This window comes from Pseudomonas sp. Leaf434, assembly GCF_001425545.1.
GTDB lineage: Bacteria > Pseudomonadota > Gammaproteobacteria > Pseudomonadales > Pseudomonadaceae > Aquipseudomonas > Aquipseudomonas siliginis.
Genome location: NZ_LMQZ01000008.1, coordinates 126,761 through 147,046, shown reverse-complemented (window position 1 = coordinate 147,046; position 20,286 = coordinate 126,761). Strand labels below are relative to the sequence as shown.

The window sequence follows — 20,286 nt, the reverse complement described above, 5'->3', positions numbered from 1 at the left end:
CGACTCCTCAGAACGCAAAAGTGGGTTCGGCTGGGAGTATAGAAAGCCCGATCCGTTTCGCACGTTTACAGCGCATGCAACTGCTCGACGGCGCCCGAGCCGACAAACTCGTTGTACCCGGAAACGATCACGTAGACCGCGAAATAGCAGAAGATCGCCGCCGATGCCAAGTAGGAGTAACGCAGCAGCTTGTCGCCCAGCAGCTTGCCGCCGTGGCTTGCCGCGAAGCACAGACCGGCCGACCACAGCAGCCCGGCGCAGAGAAAGCCGCCCAAAAACAGCGCCGAACTCAACGGACCACCGCCACCGGATCGCGCAATCAACGTGCCGCCGACCGCAGCAAACCAGAGAATCGCACTCGGCGACGACATCGCGAGAAAGATGCCGCGAAAGAATTCCTTGCGATGGGAGTTCTGCCCCACTTCTGCGGTTTCCGCCAGCAGCGCTTCGTGGTGGATCGCCGAATAAATCATCTTCGCCGCGAAGTAGATCAGCAGCGCCGAACCGCCAATCCACAGCACCCAGCGCACGGTTTCGTATTGCAGCAAAACGGTCATGCCGGCCAGTGCCAGCACCGCGTAAATCAGGTCGCCGACGCAGGTGCCCAGGCCCAGGGCGAAGCCCTGAAAGTAGCCGCGCTGCATGGCCAGGGTGATCATCGCGATATTGGCTACGCCAATATCCAGGCACAGCGAAAGGCTCAGCAAGAAGCCGCTGGTGAATTCCATTGACCGATTTTCCTTGAAAAAAATGTTTACAACCGCGCTGGACAGTATGCCATCACTGCCCTTATCTTCCGCCACAGGTCACCGCAGTGACCAGCGTCGCTCGGACGGTTCCGGGCGCTTACGTTATCCGAGGCAACAATGGCCGAACAAGGTTCGCCGCGCCGCTTTGCGCGCATAGATCGACTCCCCCCTTACGTTTTCAACATCACCGCCGAGCTGAAGATGGCCGCTCGCCGCCGTGGTGAAGACATCATCGACCTGAGCATGGGTAATCCCGACGGCGCCACGCCGCCGCACATTGTCGAAAAACTCGTGCAGGTCGCCCAGCGTGAAGACACCCACGGTTACTCGACGTCCAAGGGCATTCCGCGCCTGCGCCGGGCGATTTCCAACTGGTACAAGCAGCGCTACGAAGTCGATATCGACCCGGAAAGCGAAGCCATTGTCACCATCGGTTCCAAGGAAGGCCTGGCGCATTTGATGCTGGCGACCCTGGACCAGGGCGACACCGTGCTGGTGCCGAACCCGAGCTATCCGATCCACATTTACGGCGCAGTGATTGCCGGCGCTCAGGTGCGTTCGGTGCCGCTGGTGCCGGGGGTGGACTTCTTCGATGAGCTGGAGCGGGCCATTCGCGGCTCGATCCCCAAGCCGAAAATGATGATCCTCGGTTTCCCGTCCAATCCGACCGCGCAGTGCGTGGAGCTGGATTTCTTCGAACGGGTGATCGCGCTCGCCAAGCAGTACGACGTTTTGGTCATCCACGATCTGGCTTACGCCGACATCGTCTACGACGGCTGGAAAGCCCCGTCGATCATGCAGGTGCCAGGGGCCAAAGACATTGCGGTGGAGTTTTTCACCCTGTCCAAGAGCTACAACATGGCCGGCTGGCGCATTGGTTTCATGGTCGGCAACCCGGAACTGGTCAGCGCCCTGGCGCGGATCAAGAGCTACCACGACTACGGCACCTTCACCCCGCTGCAAGTGGCGGCGATTGCCGCGCTGGAAGGCGATCAACAGTGCGTGCGCGACATCGCCGAGCAGTATCGTCAGCGGCGCAACGTGCTGGTCAAAGGCCTGCATGAGCTGGGCTGGATGGTCGAGAATCCGAAAGCGTCGATGTATGTCTGGGCGAAGATTCCCGAGGCGTATGCGCATCTGGGTTCGCTGGAGTTCGCCAAGAAACTGCTGGCCGAGGCCAAGGTCTGCGTTTCGCCGGGCGTGGGTTTTGGCGAGTACGGCGATGATCACGTGCGCTTCGCCCTGATCGAAAATCAGGACCGCATTCGTCAGGCCGTGCGCGGGATTCGCGGGATGTTCCGCGCGGATGGCTTCAATCCGAAATCTCCTGCCTGACACCTGCCCCCTGTGGGAGCGAGCCTGCTCGCGAAAGCGGTGGGTCAGTCAGCATATTGGCTGGCTGACCTGGCCCCTTCGCGAGCAGGCTCGCTCCCACATTGGTTTTGGGTGAACCACGAAATCCACCCACAAAAAAACCGCATCACTGCGGTTTTTTTGTGCCTGCAAACTGCCGCTTAAACGAACAGCGACAACAGCAGGATAAAGCCCAGGCCCACCACCGACAGAATGGTTTCCATCGCGGTCCAGGTCTTGAACGTCTCGGCCACGGTCATGTTGAAGTACTGCTTGACCAGCCAGAAACCAGCGTCGTTGACGTGGGACAGAATCAGCGAACCGGCGCCGGTGGCCAGCACCAGCAGCTCACGGTTGACGCCCGGAATCATGCCGACAACCGGCACCACAATGCCGGCGCCAGTGATGGTCGCCACAGTGGCCGAACCAGTCGCGATACGGATCACCGCCGCCACCAGCCACGCCAGCAGGATCGGCGAGATCTGCGCGCTGACCGCCATGTGGCCGATCACGTCACCCACGCCACTGGTCACCAGCATCTGCTTGAAGCCACCGCCCGCACCAATGATCAGAATGATCGCAGCGGTAGGCGCCAGGCTCGCGTCGAGCCATTTGAGCATCTGGTTGGAACCGATGCCCTGCTTGTAGCCAAAGGTGTACAGCGACAGCAGCAACGCCAGCAGCAATGCGGAGATCGGGTGGCCGATCATGTCCATCCAGATGCGGAAGAAGTTGCCGTCCGGCAGCGCCACGTCAGCGAAGGTTTTCAGCAGCATCAGGAACACCGGCAACAGCACGGTGACCAGGGTGATGCTGAAGCTCGGCAGGTTGGCCGAATCGTTTTCGCGGGCCAGTTGATCGACCAGCTCCTGATTCGGGTGACCCGGAATGTGCTTGGCGATGAACGTACCGAAGATCGGACCGGCAATGATGGCGGTCGGCAGCGCGACGATCAGACCGTAAAGAATGGTCTTGCCGATGTCAGCGCCGAACACGCCGATGGCCAGCAGCGGGCCCGGATGCGGCGGTACCAGACCGTGCACCGCAGAGAGGCCGGCGAGCAGCGGGATACCAATCTTGATGATCGATACGCCAGTGCGACGGGCGACGATGAACACCAGCGGAATCAGCAGCACGAAGCCGATTTCGAAGAACAGCGGGATACCCACCAGGAACGCAGCGAACATCATCGCCCACTGCACCTTGTCCTTGCCGAAGGCGCGGATCAGGGTCTGGGCGATCTGATCGGCGCCGCCGGATTCGGCCATCATTTTGCCGAGCATGGTGCCCAGGGCGAGGATGATGCCGACGAAACCGAGCACGCCACCGAAGCCGTCCTGGAACGCCTTGATGATGGTATTGATCGGCATGCCGGAAGTCAGGCCGAGGAAGGCGGCGGCGATGGTCAGGGCGATAAAAGGGTGAATCTTGAATTTGGTGATCAGGATAATCAGGCCGATTACCGTGACCACTGCATCGAGCAGCAGGAACGTCTCGTGGGACATGCCAAACATGGGGGGTGTCTCCTGGATTGTTGTTGTTATTAAAGCGGGTTGAACAGAAGTCGGGAGGACAGCGCTGTCTTTTTCAACATGCTCATATCGCCTGTTTCAGGCCGTTGACCTGCCACCAGACGTGAGCCTGCAGGGCCAGCTCTTCAACGCTGTGAATCGAGGCATTGAGCGGCAGAGTCAGCGGCTCGCCCTTGGGCGATTCGAGGGTGGCGAACTGGCTTTCGATCAACGTCGCCGGCATGAAGTGGCCCGGGCGGTGCGATACACGCTCGGCGGCGACTTCCGGAGTCAATTCAAGAAACACGAAGCCCAGACCCGGCAAGGCACTGCGCAGACGTTCGCGATAGCTGTGTTTAAGGGCGGAGCAGGTCAATACCGGGCGCTGGCCTTGGGCATCGACGCGACGCAGTTCATCGCACAGGCTGTCGAGCCAGCCGGCGCGGTCTTCGTCGTTCAGGGGGATCCCCGCGCTCATCTTTTCGATGTTCGCGGCCGGATGAAAAGTATCGCCTTCAATGGCAGTGGCGCCGCTCAATTGGCACAGGGCCTGGCTGACGCACGTCTTGCCGCAACCGGCAACGCCCATGATGACCAGGGCGGTGATGGGATGACTCATATAACACCTCAGCGCGCAGACAGCGCTACCTTTGCTAGCTATGACTCTAGTGCACAGGCAGAAGTTGCCGACGCCTTCTTGTCGTTTTTTTGGGTTGCAGCAGGTTTGTTCCTAACGCCAAAGAGCACTGATCAGGCAGGACCGCGCTCACGCATTTGCAGCTGCATCAGGACAGCGCTACCTTAGTGCCTTGATTTTTGTTTGGCAAGCCGCCCGATGACCTCCCCCAAGAACGATAAAAATACCCGCACCACCGGCCGTCCGACCCTCAACGAAGTAGCCCGCCTGGCCGGCGTCAGCCCGATCACTGCCTCGCGCGCCTTGCGCGGGGTAAGCACGGTGGCCACCGAACTGGTGGAAAAAGTGCAGAAAGCTGCGCTTGAGCTCAATTATGTAGTCAACCCCGCCGCCCGCGCACTGGCCTCGGCGCAGAGCCATTCGGTGGTGGTGCTGGTGCCGTCACTGTCCAACCTGCTGTTCATCGACACGCTGGAAGCCATTCATCGGGTGCTGACGCCCAAAGGCTTCGAAGTGCTGATCGGCAACTTCCACTATTCGCGCGATGAAGAAGAAAACCTGCTGCGCAATTACATGGCTTATCAGCCGCGCGGGTTTCTGCTGACCGGTTTTGATCGCACGGAAAGTTCGCGGCGGATGATCGAGGCCAGCAACATTCCCTGCGTGTACATGATGGAGCTGGACAGTGCTGCCGGAGTCAATTGCGTAGGCTTTTCGCAGTTGAGCGCGGGTGAAACTGCCGCCGAACATCTCCTGTCCCGTGGGCGTAAACGTCTGGCGTACATCGGCGCGCAGCTGGACCAGCGCACCCTGCTGCGCGGTGAGGGTTTCCGCAAGGCGTTGCAGAAGGCAGGCCGTTACGACCCGGATCTGGAAGTGCTGACGCCACGTGCTTCGTCGGTGGGCTTGGGCGGCGAGCTGTTCCTGCAATTGCTGGCGGCGCATCCGGATGTTGATGCGATTTTCTTCGGCAACGACGACTTGGCCCAGGGTGCGCTCCTGGAAGCATTGCGTAACGGCATCAAGATTCCCGAGCAGGTGGCGATCCTCGGTTTCAATGATTTGCCGATGTCCGAACACATGGTGCCGCGCCTGAGCAGCATCAACACCCCGCGCGAGGCGATCGGCCGGCGCGCGGCGGAGCAGATGCTCACGTTAATGGCGGGCAACAAAGTGGCGCGCCCGATGGAGGATATGGGGTTTGAGCTGAAGGTGCGCGAGAGTACCTGACCCTTCACAAATGCTGAGTTGAAACACAACCCTTGTGGGAGCGAGCCTGCTCGCGAAAGCGGTGGGTCAGTCAGTATTGATACAGCTGACACGACGCCTTCGCGAGCAGGCTCGCTCCCACAGGGGATATCTACCAAATTCAATGGCTGAGCAGGTCGACCAACGCCTGCGCGCCCTTCTGCAAGGGCTGGCTCTTGAGCCACACCGCATGCACCGGCAGCACCAGGCCATTTTCGATGTTGCGAAAATTCAGCCGCTTCAAGCGTCCCGCGTCCAGCCACGGCTGCACCACCGACAGCGGAAAATTCCCCCAGCCCAATCCCGCTTCAACCATTTCCATCGCCGTCTCGAGATTGTCCGTACGCCAGTAGGATTCAGCCACCAATGGCCGCGTCTCGCTGATCGGCAAGTCGCGGCTGGCGACGATGATCTGCCGCACCTGCACCAGATCTTCGAGAAACACATCCCGCCCTTGCAACAACGGGCTGTCCGCCGCCAGCGTCGCGATCATGCGTTCGCTGCCGACGAACTGAAACCGCTCCAGCGCATTGACACTTAACCCGGCAAACGCCAGACACACGCTGACCCGGCCAGTGTGCAACATCGCCAGCACATCATCCTGTGGCGCAGTCAGCACTTCGATATCGAGCAACGGATGCCGCTCGGCAATCACCTTGATCGCTGCCAGCAAGCGGTGTCGATCCATGTCCGCAACCACGCCAATCGACAACCTGCTTTCCAGCCCCAGCGACAGCTCCACCGCGTGCACCTGCAGCTGCTTGAGCTGCTCGGCGATCAGTCGCGCGTGGGGCACCAACGACTGCGCCATCGCCGTCGGTTGCGGCTCACGATGACTGCGGTCGAACAGCGGGTAACCGAGTTCCGCTTCAAGATTGGCGATGCCCATGCTTACTGCCGACGGCACCTTGCCCAACTGCCGCGCGGCGGCGGAAAACGAGCCGCGCTCGATCACCGCGAGAAATAATTCGATGCTGTCGCTGCTGAAATTCAAATGCCTCACCTATCAATAAAACTGAAAGCTACCGACTTTTTCTGTCAGGTCTATTGAAGCTATCTTTGCTCGCCTTCGCCAGCCCCGCTGGCCAACATTCGGCAAGAAAGAGGCAAATCTGCATGCAAGGCGTGAAACGCAAACTGGTCTACGTGTCGCTCTACGAAGTGATCGGCATGACCTTCTCGGCCCTCGGTCTGGCGTTGCTCTCGGGCACATCTCCTGGCAGCACCGGGCCGCTGGCGGTGATCATCACCAGTATCGCCGTGACCTGGAATTTCATTTACACCTCGTTGTTCGAGCGCTGGGAAAGTCGCCAGATCTCGCGCACCCGTACGGTCAAACGGCGCATCGCCCACGCCGTCGGCTTTCAACTGACGCTGATCGTGTTTCTGATTCCGTTGATCGCGTGGTGGATGAACATCAGTCTGGTGCAGGCGTTCCTGCTGGATCTGGCACTGATCATTTTCATCCCGTGCTACACCTTCGTGTTCAACTGGCTGTTCGACCGGATCTTCGGCCTGCCGAACTCGGCGCTGCCGGATTCTGCCGCTGCGGCATAAATCGCTAATTCGTAAGCAGATATTGCGAGAAATCAGCGGTTTGACCGGGTAAACCGCTGATATTCACAATCCATCAATTCCGATAGCAGGCTAAGCTTTTCCATCAATAAAAAATGGATCAGCTTATGACTGCTCACGCTTCCGCCGCCGCGCACAGTGACGGCATCGACCCGGTACGCGCCGCCGAAATTTCCGCCCGCATCGATCGGCTGCCCGCCGTTGCCACCATCTGGCGTCTGGTGGCGCTGCTGTCGATCGGCGGATTTTTCGAACTCTACGATCTGTTCCAGACCGCCTACATCAGTCCCGGGCTGATTCGCGACGGCCTGTTCGCCACTGGCAGTCAGGGGGTGTTCGGCTTCTCCGATCAGGCGGCGTTCGCCTCGGCGACGTTCCTCGGCCTGTTCCTCGGCGCCAGTCTGCTCAGTCCGTTGGCGGATCGTTTCGGTCGCCGGGCAATCTTCACCTTCGCGCTGATCTGGTACACGGTGGCGACAGTGCTGATGGGGATTCAGACCTCGGCGCTGGGCATCATCGGCATGCGTTTTCTGGTCGGCATCGGCTTAGGTATCGAATTGGTGACGATCGATGCCTACCTCTCGGAACTGGTCCCTAAACGCATGCGCAGCTCGGCGTTCGCCTTTGCGTTTTTCGTGCAGTTCCTCTCGGTGCCGGCGGTGGCCTTGATGTCGTGGTGGCTGGTGCCGCAAGCGCCGTTCGGGGTGTCCGGCTGGCGTTGGGTGGTGCTGGCCAGCGCGGTGTTTGCGCTGTTTATCTGGTGGCTGCGCAAGCGTCTGCCGGAATCGCCGCGCTGGCTGGCGCAGCATGGCCGTTTTGACGAGGCCAACCGCATCCTCGATAACCTCGAAGCGCGCTGCGCCAAGGATCACGGCAAAGCGCTGGATACGCCGGAACCGGTGCCTGTGGATGTCGAAGGCAAGGGCCGCTTCGCCGATATCTGGCAGCCGCCCTACCGCCGCCGCGCGTTGATGCTGATCGTTTTTCATATCTTTCAGGCGATCGGTTTCTTCGGTTTCGGCAACTGGTTGCCGGCGCTGCTTTCCGGCCAGGGCGTGAGCGTCACCCACAGTCTGATGTATGCGTTCATCATCACCCTCGCCTACCCGCTCGGGCCGTTGCTGTTCGTGAAGTTCGCCAACCGTTTCGAGAACAAATGGCAAATCGTCGGCTCGGCGCTCGGCGCGATGACCTTCGGCACCCTGTTCGCCCTGCAGACCAGCGCCTTCGGGCTGATTTTCTGCGGGGTGATGATCACCTTCTGCAACGCCTGGCTGAGCTTCAGTTATCACTCCTATCAAAGCGAGCTGTTCCCGACCAACATCCGCGCCCGCGCGGTCGGGTTCTGCTATTCGTTCAGTCGCTTGTCGACGGTGTTCAGCAGTCTGCTGATCGGCATGTTCCTGGATAACTTCGGCACGCCGGGGGTACTGGCGTTCATCGTCAGCAGCATGCTGATCGTGATGCTGACCATCGGCTGGTTCGGCCCGCGTACGCGTAATCTGGCGCTGGAGAACATTGCGCATCGCTGACGGCCACCACAGGACTCACCCGTGGGAGCGAGTCTGCTCGCGAAGGCGTCGTGTCAGAAAGGCATGTGCTGGCTGACATAACGTTTTCGCGAGCAGGCTCGCTCCCACATTGGTTATTGGTGACGTTGAAACAGCTCAGTTCAATTGCAGGGTTTCATTGAACTGACTGATCGCATCCACCACATGCCGCGAGCCTTGCTGAATCTCGAGGATCACCTCACCCGCTTCGTTGGCCAGTTCCACGCCCAGCCCGGTTCGGCTCAGACTCGACTGCATGCTCGACACTGCGCTCAGCGACAGGTCGTGGTTCTTGCGCACCACGTCGACAATTTCCAGAGTGGCCTGACTGGTCCGCGCGGCGAGGCTGCGTACCTCATCGGCGACGACGGCAAAACCGCGTCCATGCTCACCGGCACGCGCGGCTTCGATCGCGGCGTTGAGCGCCAGCAAATTGGTCTGATCGGCAATGCCGCGAATGGTCTGGACGATGGTGCCGATGATGTCCGACTGTTTGCTGACCGCATCGATGCTCACCGCCGCTTCATTCAGATCGCGGGAAATGTCCTGAATGATCTGCACGGTCTGCTGCACCACCTGTGAGCCTTTCTGCGCGCAGGCGTCGTTTTGCACCGAGGTACTGTGGGCCGATTCCGCAGCGTTCTGCAGAGTGGTCATTTGCCGAGTGATGTCGCTGGCGAACTTGACCACTTTGTACAAGCGGCCCTTGGCGTCGAACAGCGGGTTATACGAAGCCTCCAGATAAACCATCTGCCCGGACTTGTTCTTGCGCTCGAAACGGTGCGAGTGATATTCGCCGCGATTGAGCGAAGCCCAGAACGCCTTGTACTGCGCGGATTCGGCTTCGGCGCGGTGACAGAACAGGCTGTGGTGCTGGCCGACAATTTCTGGGTGCGCGTACTGCATGGTCTGCAAAAAGTTGTCGTTGGCGCGGATGACATTGCCTTCGGGGGTGAACTCGATCACCGCCATGGAACGGCCGATCGCCGCGAGCATGGCTTCTTCTTCATGTTCTTTGTTGATGCGTGCGGTGATGTCCGCCGCAACCTTGATCACACTTCTGACCTGTTTGTCGGGACCGAATACCGGCATGTAACTGGCTTCAAGCCAGATCTCCCGGCCACTCTTGTTCAGACGCAGGAAAGTGCCGCTGAGCGGTTCACCACGGGCCAGGTCGCGCCACAACTTCGCGTAGTCCTCGCTGCGATAAAAGCTTTCTTCGCAGAAGATCCGATGGTGTTTGCCGCGCACTTCTTCGGCGCTGTAGCCCATGGTCTTGCAGAAGTTCTCGTTGGCGTCGAGAACGATGCCGTCCGGAGTGAACTCGATCATCGCCATCGAGCGGCTGATCGCTTCGATTTTCGCGTTGGCCTCAGTCAGCGCACAGCTGAAGCGCTCGATTTCCCGCAGGTCAGCCTTGTGATGTAGGTTGAACATGGTTGTATCACCTTCCGCGCGTTCTTTTGATTTGATGAAAGTTCAGGTCTTGCAAGATCCATCACTACGTTCCACAGAACAGGCACACGTCTTCCCCCACGGGAGGAAGTTGTCAGGTGATAAATGATGATCAATCGGATGCGTCGTGCAGCGACGCTCTGATCAAGACATCCTTTTCTTGATAGCCCGCATGCGGGCCAGCCCTAACGCGTAGAAGAACTTCCATTTAAGTGACGCTCCTTGTTGGTTCAGTGTTGGTGCCTTGAATTGCGCACTCTGGCAGCATGAATCACGGACCAACCTGTGCCGTCGGCCTGTTGGCATGACGGTCGACATGGTTAGTTACCTGCAAGCATAGCCACCGGGACGCCGGGCGCAAGGCCACTAGTCGGCCAGTATCTGGCACTTTTTGCACAAGAAACGGTTCAGCGCAGGGAAACAGTGCGGTGAAAACGGACGTTTTCGCCAGCGAGGCGGGAGCCCGTGAACCGGGCTTCCGCATGGTTTGATCAATGGCCGAAAATATCGACCTTCTTGGCTTTCTTCTCCGCGCGTTTTTCAATCGCGGTCTTGGCCGGCTTTTTCTTCGCGGCTTTCTTTGAATCCATACCTTTGGACATGATCGGTACTCCACTCACAGGGGTGTGAGTTCAGGTATACACCTATCCCGAAGCGCGCGTTCTTTTATAATCGGCGCTTTTCGCAGCGACAGCCCGAATCATGTCCGACATCCACTACAGCCAGCTCGACGAATCGTTGTGGCCGCTGATGAACAAGTTCTACCGCAGCCACCAGTCGTCGATGAAAGCCGTGCGCGAGGCGCAACTGTGGGTTGCAAGGCGCGGCGAGATCGTTGCGGCGCTGTGCCTGCGGCCAGTCTCGGGCGGACACTGGCTGACGGGGTTGTTTGTTGATCCGCAGTGTCGGGAACAAGGTGTCGCTGCGCAGTTGATCGCAGCGGCGGTTGCCCAGGTGGACGAGCCGGTGTGGCTGTTTTGCCATCCGGATTTGCGCGGGTTTTATGAGCGGCGTGGGTTCAGCTTCGATCCGCCACTGCCGCAGGCGATGGCCGAGCGGTTGAGCCGGTACGCGCGGAGCAAGCCGATGATTGCGATGGGACTCAATCCCGCAGATTTACGCTGAAACCCTGTGGGAGCGAGCCTGCTCGCGAATGCGGTGTGTCAGCGCCGAATTTGGTTCTGATACTCCGCGTTCGCGAGCAGGCTCGCTCCCACAGGGGTTGATGGTGTTCTGACAATCAGTCGTCAGCGTTGGGATCAAGATCCGGAAACAGCACTTCGGTAAAGCCGAACTTGCTGAAATCGGTAATCCGCGACGGATACAGCCGGCCGATCAGGTGATCGCATTCATGCTGCACCACCCGTGCATGAAACCCCGAGGCCACTCGCACAATCGGCTCGCCCTTCGGATCAAAGCCTTCGTAGCGAATCTGCTGATAACGCTCCACCGCGCCGCGCAGGCCCGGCACCGAGAGACAACCCTCAAAGCCCTCTTCCATCAACGGATTCAACGGTGTGATCAGCGGATTGATCAGGATCGTCTGCGGCACTGCTTCGGCGTCCGGGTAACGCTCGCTGTGTTCGAAGCCGAAGATCACCAGTTGCAGGTCGACGCCGATCTGCGGTGCCGCGAGGCCAACGCCGCCGACGCTTTCCATGGTCTGGAACATGTCATCGATCAGTTGCCAGAGCTCGGCGCTGTTGAACATTTCCGGTGCTACCGGCGCGGCGATGCGCAGCAGGCGCTCGTCACCCATTTTCAGAATTTCACGAATCATGGTCGCGCTTCATCAGTGTCCGGCTTGAGCGAATGATCGCGGCCCAGGCCCGAGACGTGTTGTTTGGGGGATTCGTCAGGCTCGCCAGGGGCTTTTTCGCCCTTTTCCTTGCCTTCGGCGGACATGTGCTCGATCACTGCATTCATTTCCGCGCCGAGCAACAGGACTGCGGAGGAAATGTAGAAATACAGCAAGAGCACGATGATCGCCCCGATGCTGCCATACATCGCGTTGTAGTTGGCGAAGGTTTTCACGTAGAAGGCAAAACCCAGCGAGGCGAGGATCCACACCACCACAGCCAGCACCGAACCTGGGGTGATAAAACGGAATTCCTGTTTGACGTCGGGCATCACGTAATAGATCAGCGCCACCGCGACCATCATCAGAATCACGATCACCGGCCAGCGGGCGATCGTCCACACCGTGACGATGAAGTATTCCAGCCCCACTTGTGCGGCAATCCAGCCCATCACCTGCGGCCCGAGCACCATCAGCGCAGCGGCGATCAGCAGCATGCCGGCGATGCCGACGGTGTAGACGATCGACAACGGGAAGCGCTTCCAGATCGGCCGGCCTTCGACCACGTCGTAGGCGGCATTCATTGCGCTCATCATCAGGCGCACGCCGGCGGACGCGGTGTACAGCGCAATAACGATACCGATGGACAGCAGGCCACCCTTGGATTGCTGCAACTGGTCGATCACCGGGTTGACCTGCTCCAGTGCCTGCGGTGGCAGCACCAGTTCAGATTGCAGACGCAGCCAGGAAAAGAAGTCTGGCAGGTGCAGGAAACCGATCAGGGCAATCAGGAAAAGAATGAACGGAAACAGCGAGAACAGCATCTGGTAGGCCAGCGCCGAGGCGTAGGTCGACATTTCGTCATCGACGAACTCAGTGACCGTGCGCACCATCACCCGGTGCAGGGGCAGACCTTTCATGTCCGGAAATATCATTCGCGTCTCCTTGCGCCGCAAAAGGTTGAAGTCGTGGCGACTCAGGGGCCGTTTTTTACCTCAAGGTAGCCTACTTGGCGATCCTTTGGCGGATGACCGCAGGGTTCTGATACAAAAACGGCCATCCTTGGATGGCCGCTCGTGTGATTCGTTCAAGGCTCGCTTACGCCTTGTCGACGCCTTTTTTCACAGCGTCCTTGGCGTTGCCAACCGCTTGCTGGGCTTCGCCTTTTTTCTCTTGAACCTTGCCTTCGGCGCGCAGCTTGTCGTTGTCAGTGACCTTGCCGACGCCTTGCTTGACGTTACCGACGGCTTCGTTGGCCATGCCTTTTACTTTATCGCCTGTGCTACTCATGGTGTTTCTCCGTGATGCATATAGGGAAGAAAAGTCATTACGTAACGATTGACCGGTGCGCTTTGCGCCGAGTTTCATTTATTTTGCCGGCATTTCGTCGTGGCGCGCAGGTTGCGCTTTATGTTTGCCGGCGTTGCCCCGAGAATGCTCAGCCTACGGGCGCTGAGCCCGGCACACCGATTCGCAGGAATGTCATGAAGCTCAATAAAACCCAGGCCATCGCCCGTCGCAACCAGGAACTGGGCGGCGCCGTGCTCGGCACCAACAACTGCCACTTCGCCGAACTGAACCGCAACCGCAATATCTGGTGGTTCGACCTGCCGGTGTCGCGTCTGGCCATCGGTCAGTACGAGTGGATTCACTTGCTGCTGCACACCCCGGCCACCGATGAGTTGCTGCACCTGAAAGTGCCGACGGTGTTCCTGCGCGAAAAGCTCGAAGGCCTGGTGATTCGCAATGAAGGCAAACGCAAGGCGGCGCTGAGCCTGGAATTGAGTGCGGACAAGGATTCGTACCTGCAGGACATGCGTCCGGCGGGGACCAACGTGAATTTTGCGCCGTTTCGTCAGTAGGATTTGTGGCGTCAGCCCTTCCCCTCACCCTAGCCCTCTCCCAGAGGGAGAGGGGACCGACCGGGTTGTTCTTACGGAATACGCCGACCTGAAATATCGAGCCGAACTCAGGTTCTGAAAAGCTTGAAGATCGGCTCCCTTCCCCCTCGCCCCCTTGGGGGAGAGGGTTGGGGTGAGGGGGTAGAATTTACCAGACGCTGCAAATCACCAATCTTTCCCAACAAAAAGCCCCGCATCTGCGGGGCTTTTTATTTACGCGGCAGACTTGGCCTTGATCTTCTTCAGTTCTTCATCCCGCAATTCGCGGCGCAGGATCTTGCCGACGTTGGTGGTCGGCAGCGCATCGCGGAATTCCACCGAGCGCGGCACTTTGTAGCCGGTAACGTTGGCGCGCATGTGGTCCATGACCTGCTCTTTGGTCAGGGTCACGCCCGGTTTGGCGACGATGAAAATCTTGATCGCCTCACCCGATTTCTCGTCCGGCACACCGATCGCCGCGCACTGCAACACGCCCGGCAAAGTCGCCAGCACGTCTTCCAGTTCGTTCGGATAGACGTTGAAGCCAGACACCAGAATCATGTCTTTCTTGCGATCGACGATGCGCATGTAGCCGTCCGGCTGGATCAGCGCGATGTCACCGGTTTTCAGCCAGCCGTCGCTGTCGAGCATTTCATCGGTGGCTTCCTGACGCTGCCAGTAGCCCTTCATCACTTGCGGGCCTTTGACGCACAGCTCGCCGATTTCGCCCAGCGGCTGCTCGACACCGGCATCGTCGATGACTTTGCACAGGGTCGACGGCACCGGAATGCCGATGGTGCCGATCTGGATGTGCTGGATCGGGTTGACCGTGGCCACCGGGCTGGTTTCGGTCATGCCGTAGCCTTCGCAGATGGCGCAACCGGTCACGGCTTTCCAGCGCTCGGCCGCCGCCAGTTGCAGGGCCATGCCGCCGGACAGGGTAACTTTCAGCGCGGAGAAATCCAGCTTGCGGAAACCTTCGTTGTTGCACAGTGCCACGAACAGCGTGTTCAGACCGACGAAACCGCTGAACTTCCACTTCGACAGTTCCTTGACCATCGCCGGCAGGTCGCGCGGGTTGCTGATCAGGATGTTGTGGTTGCCGATCAGCATCATCGCCATGCAATGAAAGGTGAACGCATAGATGTGATACAGCGGCAGCGGCGTGATCAGGATCTCGCAGCCTTCGTTGAGGTTGGAGCCCATCAGCGCCTTGCATTGCAGCATGTTGGCGACCAGGTTGCGGTGCGTGAGCATCGCGCCCTTGGCCACGCCGGTGGTGCCGCCGGTGTATTGCAGCACCGCGACATCGCCGCTGTCCGGGTTGGCTTCGGCCACTGGCTGGCCGTGGCCCTTGCTCAGAACGTCGTTGAACTTGATGGCTTTGGGCAGGTGATAGGCCGGGACCATTTTCTTCACGTACTTGATGACGCTGTTGATCAGCAGGCGCTTGATCGGCGGCAGCAAGTCGGCGACTTCGGTGACGATGACGTGCTTGACGCCGGTCTTCGGCACCACGGCTTCGGCCAGGTGCGCCATGTTCGCCAGGCACACCAGGGCTTTGGCGCCGGAGTCGTTGAATTGGTGTTCCATTTCCCGCGCGGTGTACAGCGGGTTGGTGTTGACCACGATCAGCCCGGCGCGAATGGCACCGAAGACCGCGACCGGGTACTGCAGGACGTTGGGCAGTTGCACGGCGATTCGATCACCGGGCTGCAAGTCGGTATGCTGTTGCAGATACGCGGCAAAGGCCCCGGACAGCTCGTACAGCTCACCGTAGGTGATTGTCTTGCCGAGGTTGCTGAAAGCCGGTTTGTTGGCGAAGCGTTGGCAGGATTGCTTCAACACTGCCTGAATGTTCGGATACTCGTCTGGATTGATCTCGGCTGCGATTCCAGCCGGGTACTTATCCTTCCAAAAGTCTTCGATCATGGAAGCCCACTCCTCAGCAACGCGAATTCTTCACCGCATTTGATGCGATTATTATTGGTGTGTGTTTTGTATTGGTGAATCCGGCGTTTTACATGCCGAGAAGTCACAAAGCGCGCCGAGAGTAGCAGCTTTGCCAAGGGTCGACCAGAGCCAAAAGAGGCCCCTACAGTCATATTGATGACTCAAGACTTGCCAGCGGTCATTTTAGAGCAAAAATCCTATTACCCTGTGAAAGCCCCGTAGTCATGGGGTGTAAAAGCAAAAGAACGCAGCCTTCGGCAGCTCCTACATTTGGAATGCGTTTCCTGTAGGAGCTGCCGAAGGCTGCGATCTTTTCGCTCGTAACCTTTATGCGATATCCCGCAACTCGCGCCGCAGAATTTTCCCTACAGGCGTCATCGGCAACGACTCACGCAACACGATGTGTTTCGGCACCTTGTAGGCCGTGAAATTCTCTTTGCAGTAAGCCTTCAGCTCTTCCAGGCTGACCCCGCTCTCCCGCGCCACCACAAACAGCTTCACCGCCTCTCCCGAACGCTCGTCCGGCACGCCGATGACCGCGCAGTTAGCGACTTTCGGGTGGGCCATGACCACGTCTTCGATTTCGTTGGGATAAACGTTGAAGCCGGAGACGATGATCATGTCCTTCTTGCGATCGACGATGCGCACGAAACCGTCCGGGTCGATCACGGCGATATCGCCGGACTTGAACCAGCCCTCGGCGTCCAGCACTTCGGCGGTGGCTTCGGGTTTGTTCCAGTAGCCCTTCATGATCTGCGGACCTTTGATGCACAGTTCGCCGCGCTCGCCCAGCGGCTGTTCGACGCCGTCATCGTTGATGATTTTCACCAGCGTGCCCGGCACCGGCAGGCCTACAGTGCCCAGGCGCGACTGGTCGCCGTAGGGGTTGGTGCAGGCCACTGGCGAGGTTTCGGTCAGGCCGTAGCCTTCGGTGATACGGCAACCGGTCATCTGCTCCCAGCGCTCGGCGGTGGCCTTGACCAGCGCGGTGCCGCCGGAGTTGGTCAGCTTCAGGCTGGAGAAGTCCAGGGTCTTGAAATCGGGATGATCCATCAGCGCAACGAACAAGGTGTTCAAACCCAGCAGCGCCGAGAAACGCCAGTTTTTCAGTTCCTTGATGAAGCCGGCAATGTCGCGAGGATTGGAGATCAGCACGTTGTGGTTGCCCGAGACCATCATGCACATGCAATTCGCAGTGAAGGCATAGATGTGGTACAGCGGCAGCGGCGCAATCATCACCTCCTGGCCTTCGCGCAACAGCGGTTGACCGTCCGGGCCGAGCTGAGCCAGACAGGCGCGCACCTGCTGCATGTTCGCCACCAGATTGCCGTGGGTGAGCATCGCGCCCTTGGCCAGGCCGGTAGTGCCGCCGGTGTATTGCAGCACGGCGATGTCATCGAGGCCGACGTTCAGCGGCTTGATGCCCAGACCACGCCCCATGCGCAGCGCGCTTTTGAACGAGGTCGCTTGCGGCAGCGAATACTCGGGAACCAGTTTCTTCACTTTGCTGACCACGGTGTTGACCAGCCAGCCTTTGGCGGTGGGCATCAGGTCGCCCATCTTCGCTTCGATCAAATATTGGATGTCGGTGTCGGGCAGCACTTCCTGGACTTTCTGCCCGAACAGATTCAGGTAGACCAGCGCGCGTGCGCCGGAATCCTTGAACTGGTGGCGCATCTCGCGCGGCGTATAGAGCGGGTTGGTGTTGACCACGATCAGCCCGGCGCGCAGCGCGCCGAACACGGCAATCGGATAATGCAGGACGTTGGGCATCTGCACCGCAATGCGATCCCCCGGCACCAGATCGGTATGGGCCTGCAGGTAACCGGCGAACGCCGCGCTCTGGCGTTCGAGTTCGGCGTAGGTCAGGGTGATGCCCATGCTGCTGAACGCCGGGCGGTCAGCGAACTTCTTGCAGGAACGCTCAAACACTTCGATGACCGACTTGAACTCGCCCATGTCGATGTCCAGCGGTACGCCGGCCGGGCGTTTGTCATTCCAGAAATCAGGTTGCATTGTTCTTGTCCTCTTTACCTGAGCCGATCCGGGAGCCGCTTTCTGTCGTTTCTGCTTCGTCCATGGAAGGCGAAAAGCACAAAGCGGAGCTTCACGGACACTAGCAGCTATGGCCATTGAGGCAAATATGACGCAAGCCCTCATTGATCCCGTGAATCTTCCTGCCGTGGCGTGAGCTGATCAGACGCGCTATACACTGTGGCGATGCAGAGCAAAGGAATCGCCATGACCCACGACACCTTCTGGCTGGACGCGAGTGACCGCAGCCGCCTGTACGTCAACCGCTGGCTGCCGGCCACGCCATTGAAAGCGGTGATTCTGCTGGCCCATGGCATGGCCGAACACAGCGCTCGCTACATGCGGCTCGCCGACACGTTTTGCGACAAAGACTATGGCGTGTACGCCCCGGATCTGCGCGGCCATGGTCGCACCGCCGACAACGGCACCCTTGGCCATTTCGCCGATGACGACGGCTGGTGCAAGGTCGTTGGCGATCTGGCCAGCCTCAACCAGCACATCGGCCAGCAACATCCCGGCGTGCCGATCATCCTGCTCGGCCACAGCATGGGCAGCTACATCGCCCAAGGCTATTTGTTGCACCACAGCGCCAGTCTGCACGGGGCGATTCTCAGCGGCTCGAATTTCCAGCCGGTGGCCCTCTATCGCATCGCGCGGCAAATAGCCCGGCTGGAAAAACTGCGCCAGGGCGGCAAGGGCCGCAGTGCGTTGATCGAGTGGCTGTCGTTCGGCTCGTTCAACAATAAATTCAAACCGGTGCGCACCCGTTTCGACTGGCTGAGCCGTGATCCGGCCGAAGTCGACAAGTACGCCGCCGACCCGTTGTGCGGCTTTCGCTGCACCAATCAGCTGTGGGTCGACCTGCTCGGCGGGTTGCAGCAAATCAGCAAAGCGTCCAATCTCGCGCAGATCGATCCGGGCCTGCCGCTGCTGGTGATTGGTGGCGAATGTGATCCGGTGAGCGAGGGCAAGCGTCTGACAGATCTGGCCAATGCCTTGCGCAGGGCCGGCAGCCAGCACCTGCAACTGAAGATCTACCCGCAGGCCCGGCACGAATTGTTCAATGAAAGTAATCGCGACGAAGTGACCACCGATGTGCTCGCCTGGATCGACCAAGCCCTGAGCCACCGGCGCCCGCAGCGCAGCGAATAATTTTTTGTGGATTGACTGAAATCCGTCACAGGAATCGAAACCGATGACCCAGGTTACCAACATCCCTTACGAAGCCCTCGAAGTCGGCCAGACCGCCAGCTACAGCAAGACTGTCGAAGAGCGCGACATTCAGCTGTTCGCCGCGATGTCAGGCGACCACAACCCGGTGCATCTGGACGCCGAATTTGCCGCCGCCAGCATGTTCAAGGAACGCATCGCCCACGGCATGTTCAGCGGTGCGCTGATCAGTGCAGCGGTGGCCTGTGAATTGCCTGGGCCGGGCACCATTTACATCGGTCAGCAGATGAGCTTTCAGAAGCCGGTGAAGATCGGCGACACGCTGACAGTGCGCCTGGAAATTCTCGAGAAACTGCCGAAATTCCGCGTGCGCATTGCCACTCGCGTATTCAATCAGCGTGATGAGTTGGTGGTGGATGGCGAGGCGGAGATTCTCGCGCCACGTAAACAGCAGACGGTGACGTTGCCGACATTGCCGGCGATCAGTATCGGCTGATGGATTGTAGGGTGTCAGGTAGATTGCTGCCCCCTCACCCCAACCCTCTCCCCCACGGGGGCGAGGGGGAAAGGGAGCCGATTTCCTGGCTTTCCAAATCCTGAGTTCGACTGGATATTTCACATCGCTGTAACTTTCAAGAACACCTCGGTCAGTCCCCTCTCCCTCCGGGCGGTCCGACGTTTCGGGATGGCTAGGGTGAGGGGCTTTTCGCCAGGCACAAAAAAACGCCAGACAAGCTGGCGTTTTTTTTCAGCCGACTAACTCTTACGAGTTCGCACGAGCCTGATTACGCAGGGCTTTCACCTGGTCGTGGTTGCGTTGTACGCCGTGGTACTGACGCTCAACCAGGTCACGAATACCCACCAGATTGTGCTTGGTGATTTTTTCCAGCGCTTCTTTGTAAGCCTTCAGGGCATGGTCTTCACCGCGCTCGGCTTCGTTCAGCACAGCCTCTTCGTCTTTGCCGGTGAACATGGCTTTCACGTCGACCCAGCGACGGTGCAGGTCACCGCTCACGCTGGTGGAAGTTTCCGGATCGCCGCCCAGCGAACGAACGGCCGCTTGCAGCTCAGCTGCGGCAGCGGCGCAATCAGCTGCGCGAGTCACAAACAGGCTTTTCAGCTCTGGGTGCTTGATGTCTTCGGCGCAAGTCTTGAAACCTTCCTGACCGTCCTTGGAGGTTTCGATCAGGTCATTGAGTACCGAGATGGATTCTTTGTTTACGTCAGTCATTTTCCAATTCCTTGCGGTTGGTTGAAGATGCAAGGGATATTGCAGTGTGCGTGCCAGTTTGCTTATTGATAATAGAACCTTATTTTTCAGTGACTTACAAAAGATTGAACCATCTGTATGCTGGTTTTTTGCATGATCTGTC

General features: G+C 59.1%; 18 protein-coding genes and 2 pseudogenes. 8 read left to right on the top strand and 12 right to left on the bottom strand.

Annotation, left to right across the window (positions count from 1 at the left end; genetic code table 11):
* Positions 1-65 precede the first annotated feature (65 nt).
* Positions 66-728 carry a LysE family translocator gene (locus tag ASG55_RS15470; protein ID WP_041479200.1) on the bottom strand — a complete coding sequence of 221 codons (663 nt, stop codon included), beginning with the start codon at positions 726-728 and terminating at the stop codon, positions 66-68.
* A gap of 138 nt (positions 729-866) precedes the next feature.
* Here ASG55_RS15470 and alaC point away from each other — a divergent pair, with 138 nt between their 5' ends.
* Positions 867-2,084 carry an alanine transaminase gene (alaC, locus tag ASG55_RS15465; protein WP_056787993.1) on the top strand — a complete coding sequence of 406 codons (1,218 nt, stop codon included), beginning with the start codon at positions 867-869 and terminating at the stop codon, positions 2,082-2,084.
* Between the two features lie 179 nt (positions 2,085-2,263).
* Here alaC and ASG55_RS15460 read toward each other — a convergent pair whose 3' ends face one another.
* Together ASG55_RS15460 and ASG55_RS15455 are read right to left on the bottom strand one after the other, a co-directional pair.
* Complete coding sequence (locus ASG55_RS15460; protein WP_016773551.1) at positions 2,264-3,616, bottom strand: GntP family permease; 1,353 nt, start codon at positions 3,614-3,616, stop codon at positions 2,264-2,266.
* Between the two features lie 82 nt (positions 3,617-3,698).
* Positions 3,699-4,232 (bottom strand): gluconokinase, encoded by a 534-nt coding sequence (locus tag ASG55_RS15455; protein WP_056787991.1) that lies wholly within the window; start codon positions 4,230-4,232, stop codon positions 3,699-3,701.
* Between the two features lie 216 nt (positions 4,233-4,448).
* Here ASG55_RS15455 and ASG55_RS15450 point away from each other — a divergent pair, with 216 nt between their 5' ends.
* Positions 4,449-5,480, top strand: coding sequence for a LacI family DNA-binding transcriptional regulator (locus ASG55_RS15450; RefSeq protein WP_056787988.1), 1,032 nt, complete (start codon positions 4,449-4,451; stop codon positions 5,478-5,480).
* Positions 5,481-5,619: 139 nt separating this feature from the next.
* Here the strand turns inward: ASG55_RS15450 and ASG55_RS15445 are convergent, their stop codons facing one another.
* Positions 5,620-6,492 carry a LysR family transcriptional regulator gene (locus tag ASG55_RS15445; protein ID WP_056787986.1) on the bottom strand — a complete coding sequence of 291 codons (873 nt, stop codon included), beginning with the start codon at positions 6,490-6,492 and terminating at the stop codon, positions 5,620-5,622.
* Positions 6,493-6,614: 122 nt separating this feature from the next.
* Between ASG55_RS15445 and ASG55_RS15440 the strand changes: the two genes are divergently transcribed.
* Complete coding sequence (locus ASG55_RS15440; RefSeq protein WP_041479195.1) at positions 6,615-7,055, top strand: PACE efflux transporter; 441 nt, start codon at positions 6,615-6,617, stop codon at positions 7,053-7,055.
* A 125-nt stretch (positions 7,056-7,180) separates the two neighbouring features.
* A complete protein-coding gene (locus ASG55_RS15435; RefSeq protein ID WP_056787983.1) occupies positions 7,181-8,605 on the top strand; it encodes an MFS transporter in 1,425 nt (474 codons plus the stop codon).
* Between the two features lie 135 nt (positions 8,606-8,740).
* Here the strand turns inward: ASG55_RS15435 and ASG55_RS27700 are convergent.
* Positions 8,741-9,166: pseudogene (locus tag ASG55_RS27700) on the bottom strand (methyl-accepting chemotaxis protein); the annotation flags it as partial.
* A 120-nt stretch (positions 9,167-9,286) separates the two neighbouring features.
* A pseudogene (locus tag ASG55_RS27695) lies at positions 9,287-9,955 on the bottom strand (PAS domain-containing protein); the annotation flags it as partial.
* 825 nt (positions 9,956-10,780) lie between these two features.
* Between ASG55_RS27695 and ASG55_RS15425 the strand changes: the two are divergent.
* Positions 10,781-11,203, top strand: coding sequence for a GNAT family N-acetyltransferase (locus tag ASG55_RS15425; protein WP_056787980.1), 423 nt, complete (start codon positions 10,781-10,783; stop codon positions 11,201-11,203).
* 115 nt (positions 11,204-11,318) lie between these two features.
* On the opposite strand, the gene def is transcribed toward ASG55_RS15425, so the two are convergent.
* The 3 genes from def to ASG55_RS15410 form a co-directional block, all read right to left on the bottom strand.
* Positions 11,319-11,858 carry a peptide deformylase gene (gene def, locus ASG55_RS15420; RefSeq protein WP_056787976.1) on the bottom strand — a complete coding sequence of 180 codons (540 nt, stop codon included), beginning with the start codon at positions 11,856-11,858 and terminating at the stop codon, positions 11,319-11,321.
* The gene (locus ASG55_RS15415; protein WP_041479188.1) at positions 11,855-12,811 is read right to left on the bottom strand and encodes a YihY/virulence factor BrkB family protein; all 957 of its coding nucleotides are present in this window, start codon (positions 12,809-12,811) and stop codon (positions 11,855-11,857) included. Before ASG55_RS15415 ends, def begins: the two co-directional genes overlap by 4 nt.
* A 163-nt stretch (positions 12,812-12,974) precedes the next feature.
* On the bottom strand, positions 12,975-13,166 hold the full coding sequence (locus tag ASG55_RS15410) for a CsbD family protein (RefSeq protein ID WP_041479186.1): 192 nt from the start codon (positions 13,164-13,166) through the stop codon (positions 12,975-12,977).
* A 194-nt stretch (positions 13,167-13,360) separates the two neighbouring features.
* On the opposite strand from ASG55_RS15410, the gene ASG55_RS15405 reads away from it, so the two are divergent.
* Complete coding sequence (locus ASG55_RS15405; RefSeq protein WP_016775519.1) at positions 13,361-13,738, top strand: hypothetical protein; 378 nt, start codon at positions 13,361-13,363, stop codon at positions 13,736-13,738.
* 252 nt (positions 13,739-13,990) lie between these two features.
* On the opposite strand, the gene fadD1 is transcribed toward ASG55_RS15405, so the two are convergent.
* The gene (gene fadD1 / locus ASG55_RS15400) at positions 13,991-15,688 is read right to left on the bottom strand and encodes a long-chain-fatty-acid--CoA ligase FadD1 (RefSeq protein ID WP_024014053.1); all 1,698 of its coding nucleotides are present in this window, start codon (positions 15,686-15,688) and stop codon (positions 13,991-13,993) included.
* A 348-nt stretch (positions 15,689-16,036) separates the two neighbouring features.
* On the bottom strand, positions 16,037-17,725 hold the full coding sequence (gene fadD2 / locus ASG55_RS15395; RefSeq protein ID WP_024014054.1) for a long-chain-fatty-acid--CoA ligase FadD2: 1,689 nt from the start codon (positions 17,723-17,725) through the stop codon (positions 16,037-16,039).
* 225 nt (positions 17,726-17,950) lie between these two features.
* Between fadD2 and ASG55_RS15390 the strand changes: the two genes are divergently transcribed.
* Entirely contained in the window at positions 17,951-18,895 is a 945-nt protein-coding gene (locus ASG55_RS15390) for an alpha/beta hydrolase (RefSeq protein ID WP_056787973.1), read from the top strand.
* Between the two features lie 43 nt (positions 18,896-18,938).
* Entirely contained in the window at positions 18,939-19,409 is a 471-nt protein-coding gene (locus ASG55_RS15385; protein WP_003227420.1) for a MaoC family dehydratase, read from the top strand.
* Between the two features lie 267 nt (positions 19,410-19,676).
* Here ASG55_RS15385 and ASG55_RS15380 read toward each other — a convergent pair whose 3' ends face one another.
* The gene (locus tag ASG55_RS15380; RefSeq protein WP_042607255.1) at positions 19,677-20,144 is read right to left on the bottom strand and encodes a PA2169 family four-helix-bundle protein; all 468 of its coding nucleotides are present in this window, start codon (positions 20,142-20,144) and stop codon (positions 19,677-19,679) included.
* Positions 20,145-20,286 lie beyond the last annotated feature (142 nt).

Excerpts from the sequence above, each read along its gene's own strand:
- ASG55_RS15470 (WP_041479200.1), bottom strand. The coding sequence starts at position 728 with ATGGAATTCACCAGCGGCTTCTTGCTGAGCCTTTCGCTGTGCCTGGAT.
- alaC (WP_056787993.1), top strand. The coding sequence starts at position 867 with ATGGCCGAACAAGGTTCGCCGCGCCGCTTTGCGCGCATAGATCGACTC.
- ASG55_RS15460 (WP_016773551.1), bottom strand. The coding sequence starts at position 3,616 with ATGTTTGGCATGTCCCACGAGACGTTCCTGCTGCTCGATGCAGTGGTC.
- ASG55_RS15455 (WP_056787991.1), bottom strand. The coding sequence starts at position 4,232 with ATGAGTCATCCCATCACCGCCCTGGTCATCATGGGCGTTGCCGGTTGC.
- ASG55_RS15450 (WP_056787988.1), top strand. The coding sequence starts at position 4,449 with ATGACCTCCCCCAAGAACGATAAAAATACCCGCACCACCGGCCGTCCG.
- ASG55_RS15440 (WP_041479195.1), top strand. The coding sequence starts at position 6,615 with ATGCAAGGCGTGAAACGCAAACTGGTCTACGTGTCGCTCTACGAAGTG.
- ASG55_RS15435 (WP_056787983.1), top strand. The coding sequence starts at position 7,181 with ATGACTGCTCACGCTTCCGCCGCCGCGCACAGTGACGGCATCGACCCG.
- ASG55_RS15425 (WP_056787980.1), top strand. The coding sequence starts at position 10,781 with ATGTCCGACATCCACTACAGCCAGCTCGACGAATCGTTGTGGCCGCTG.
- def (WP_056787976.1), bottom strand. The coding sequence starts at position 11,858 with ATGATTCGTGAAATTCTGAAAATGGGTGACGAGCGCCTGCTGCGCATC.
- ASG55_RS15415 (WP_041479188.1), bottom strand. The coding sequence starts at position 12,811 with ATGATATTTCCGGACATGAAAGGTCTGCCCCTGCACCGGGTGATGGTG.
- ASG55_RS15410 (WP_041479186.1), bottom strand. The coding sequence starts at position 13,166 with ATGAGTAGCACAGGCGATAAAGTAAAAGGCATGGCCAACGAAGCCGTC.
- ASG55_RS15405 (WP_016775519.1), top strand. The coding sequence starts at position 13,361 with ATGAAGCTCAATAAAACCCAGGCCATCGCCCGTCGCAACCAGGAACTG.
- fadD1 (WP_024014053.1), bottom strand. The coding sequence starts at position 15,688 with ATGATCGAAGACTTTTGGAAGGATAAGTACCCGGCTGGAATCGCAGCC.
- fadD2 (WP_024014054.1), bottom strand. The coding sequence starts at position 17,725 with ATGCAACCTGATTTCTGGAATGACAAACGCCCGGCCGGCGTACCGCTG.
- ASG55_RS15390 (WP_056787973.1), top strand. The coding sequence starts at position 17,951 with ATGACCCACGACACCTTCTGGCTGGACGCGAGTGACCGCAGCCGCCTG.
- ASG55_RS15385 (WP_003227420.1), top strand. The coding sequence starts at position 18,939 with ATGACCCAGGTTACCAACATCCCTTACGAAGCCCTCGAAGTCGGCCAG.
- ASG55_RS15380 (WP_042607255.1), bottom strand. The coding sequence starts at position 20,144 with ATGACTGACGTAAACAAAGAATCCATCTCGGTACTCAATGACCTGATC.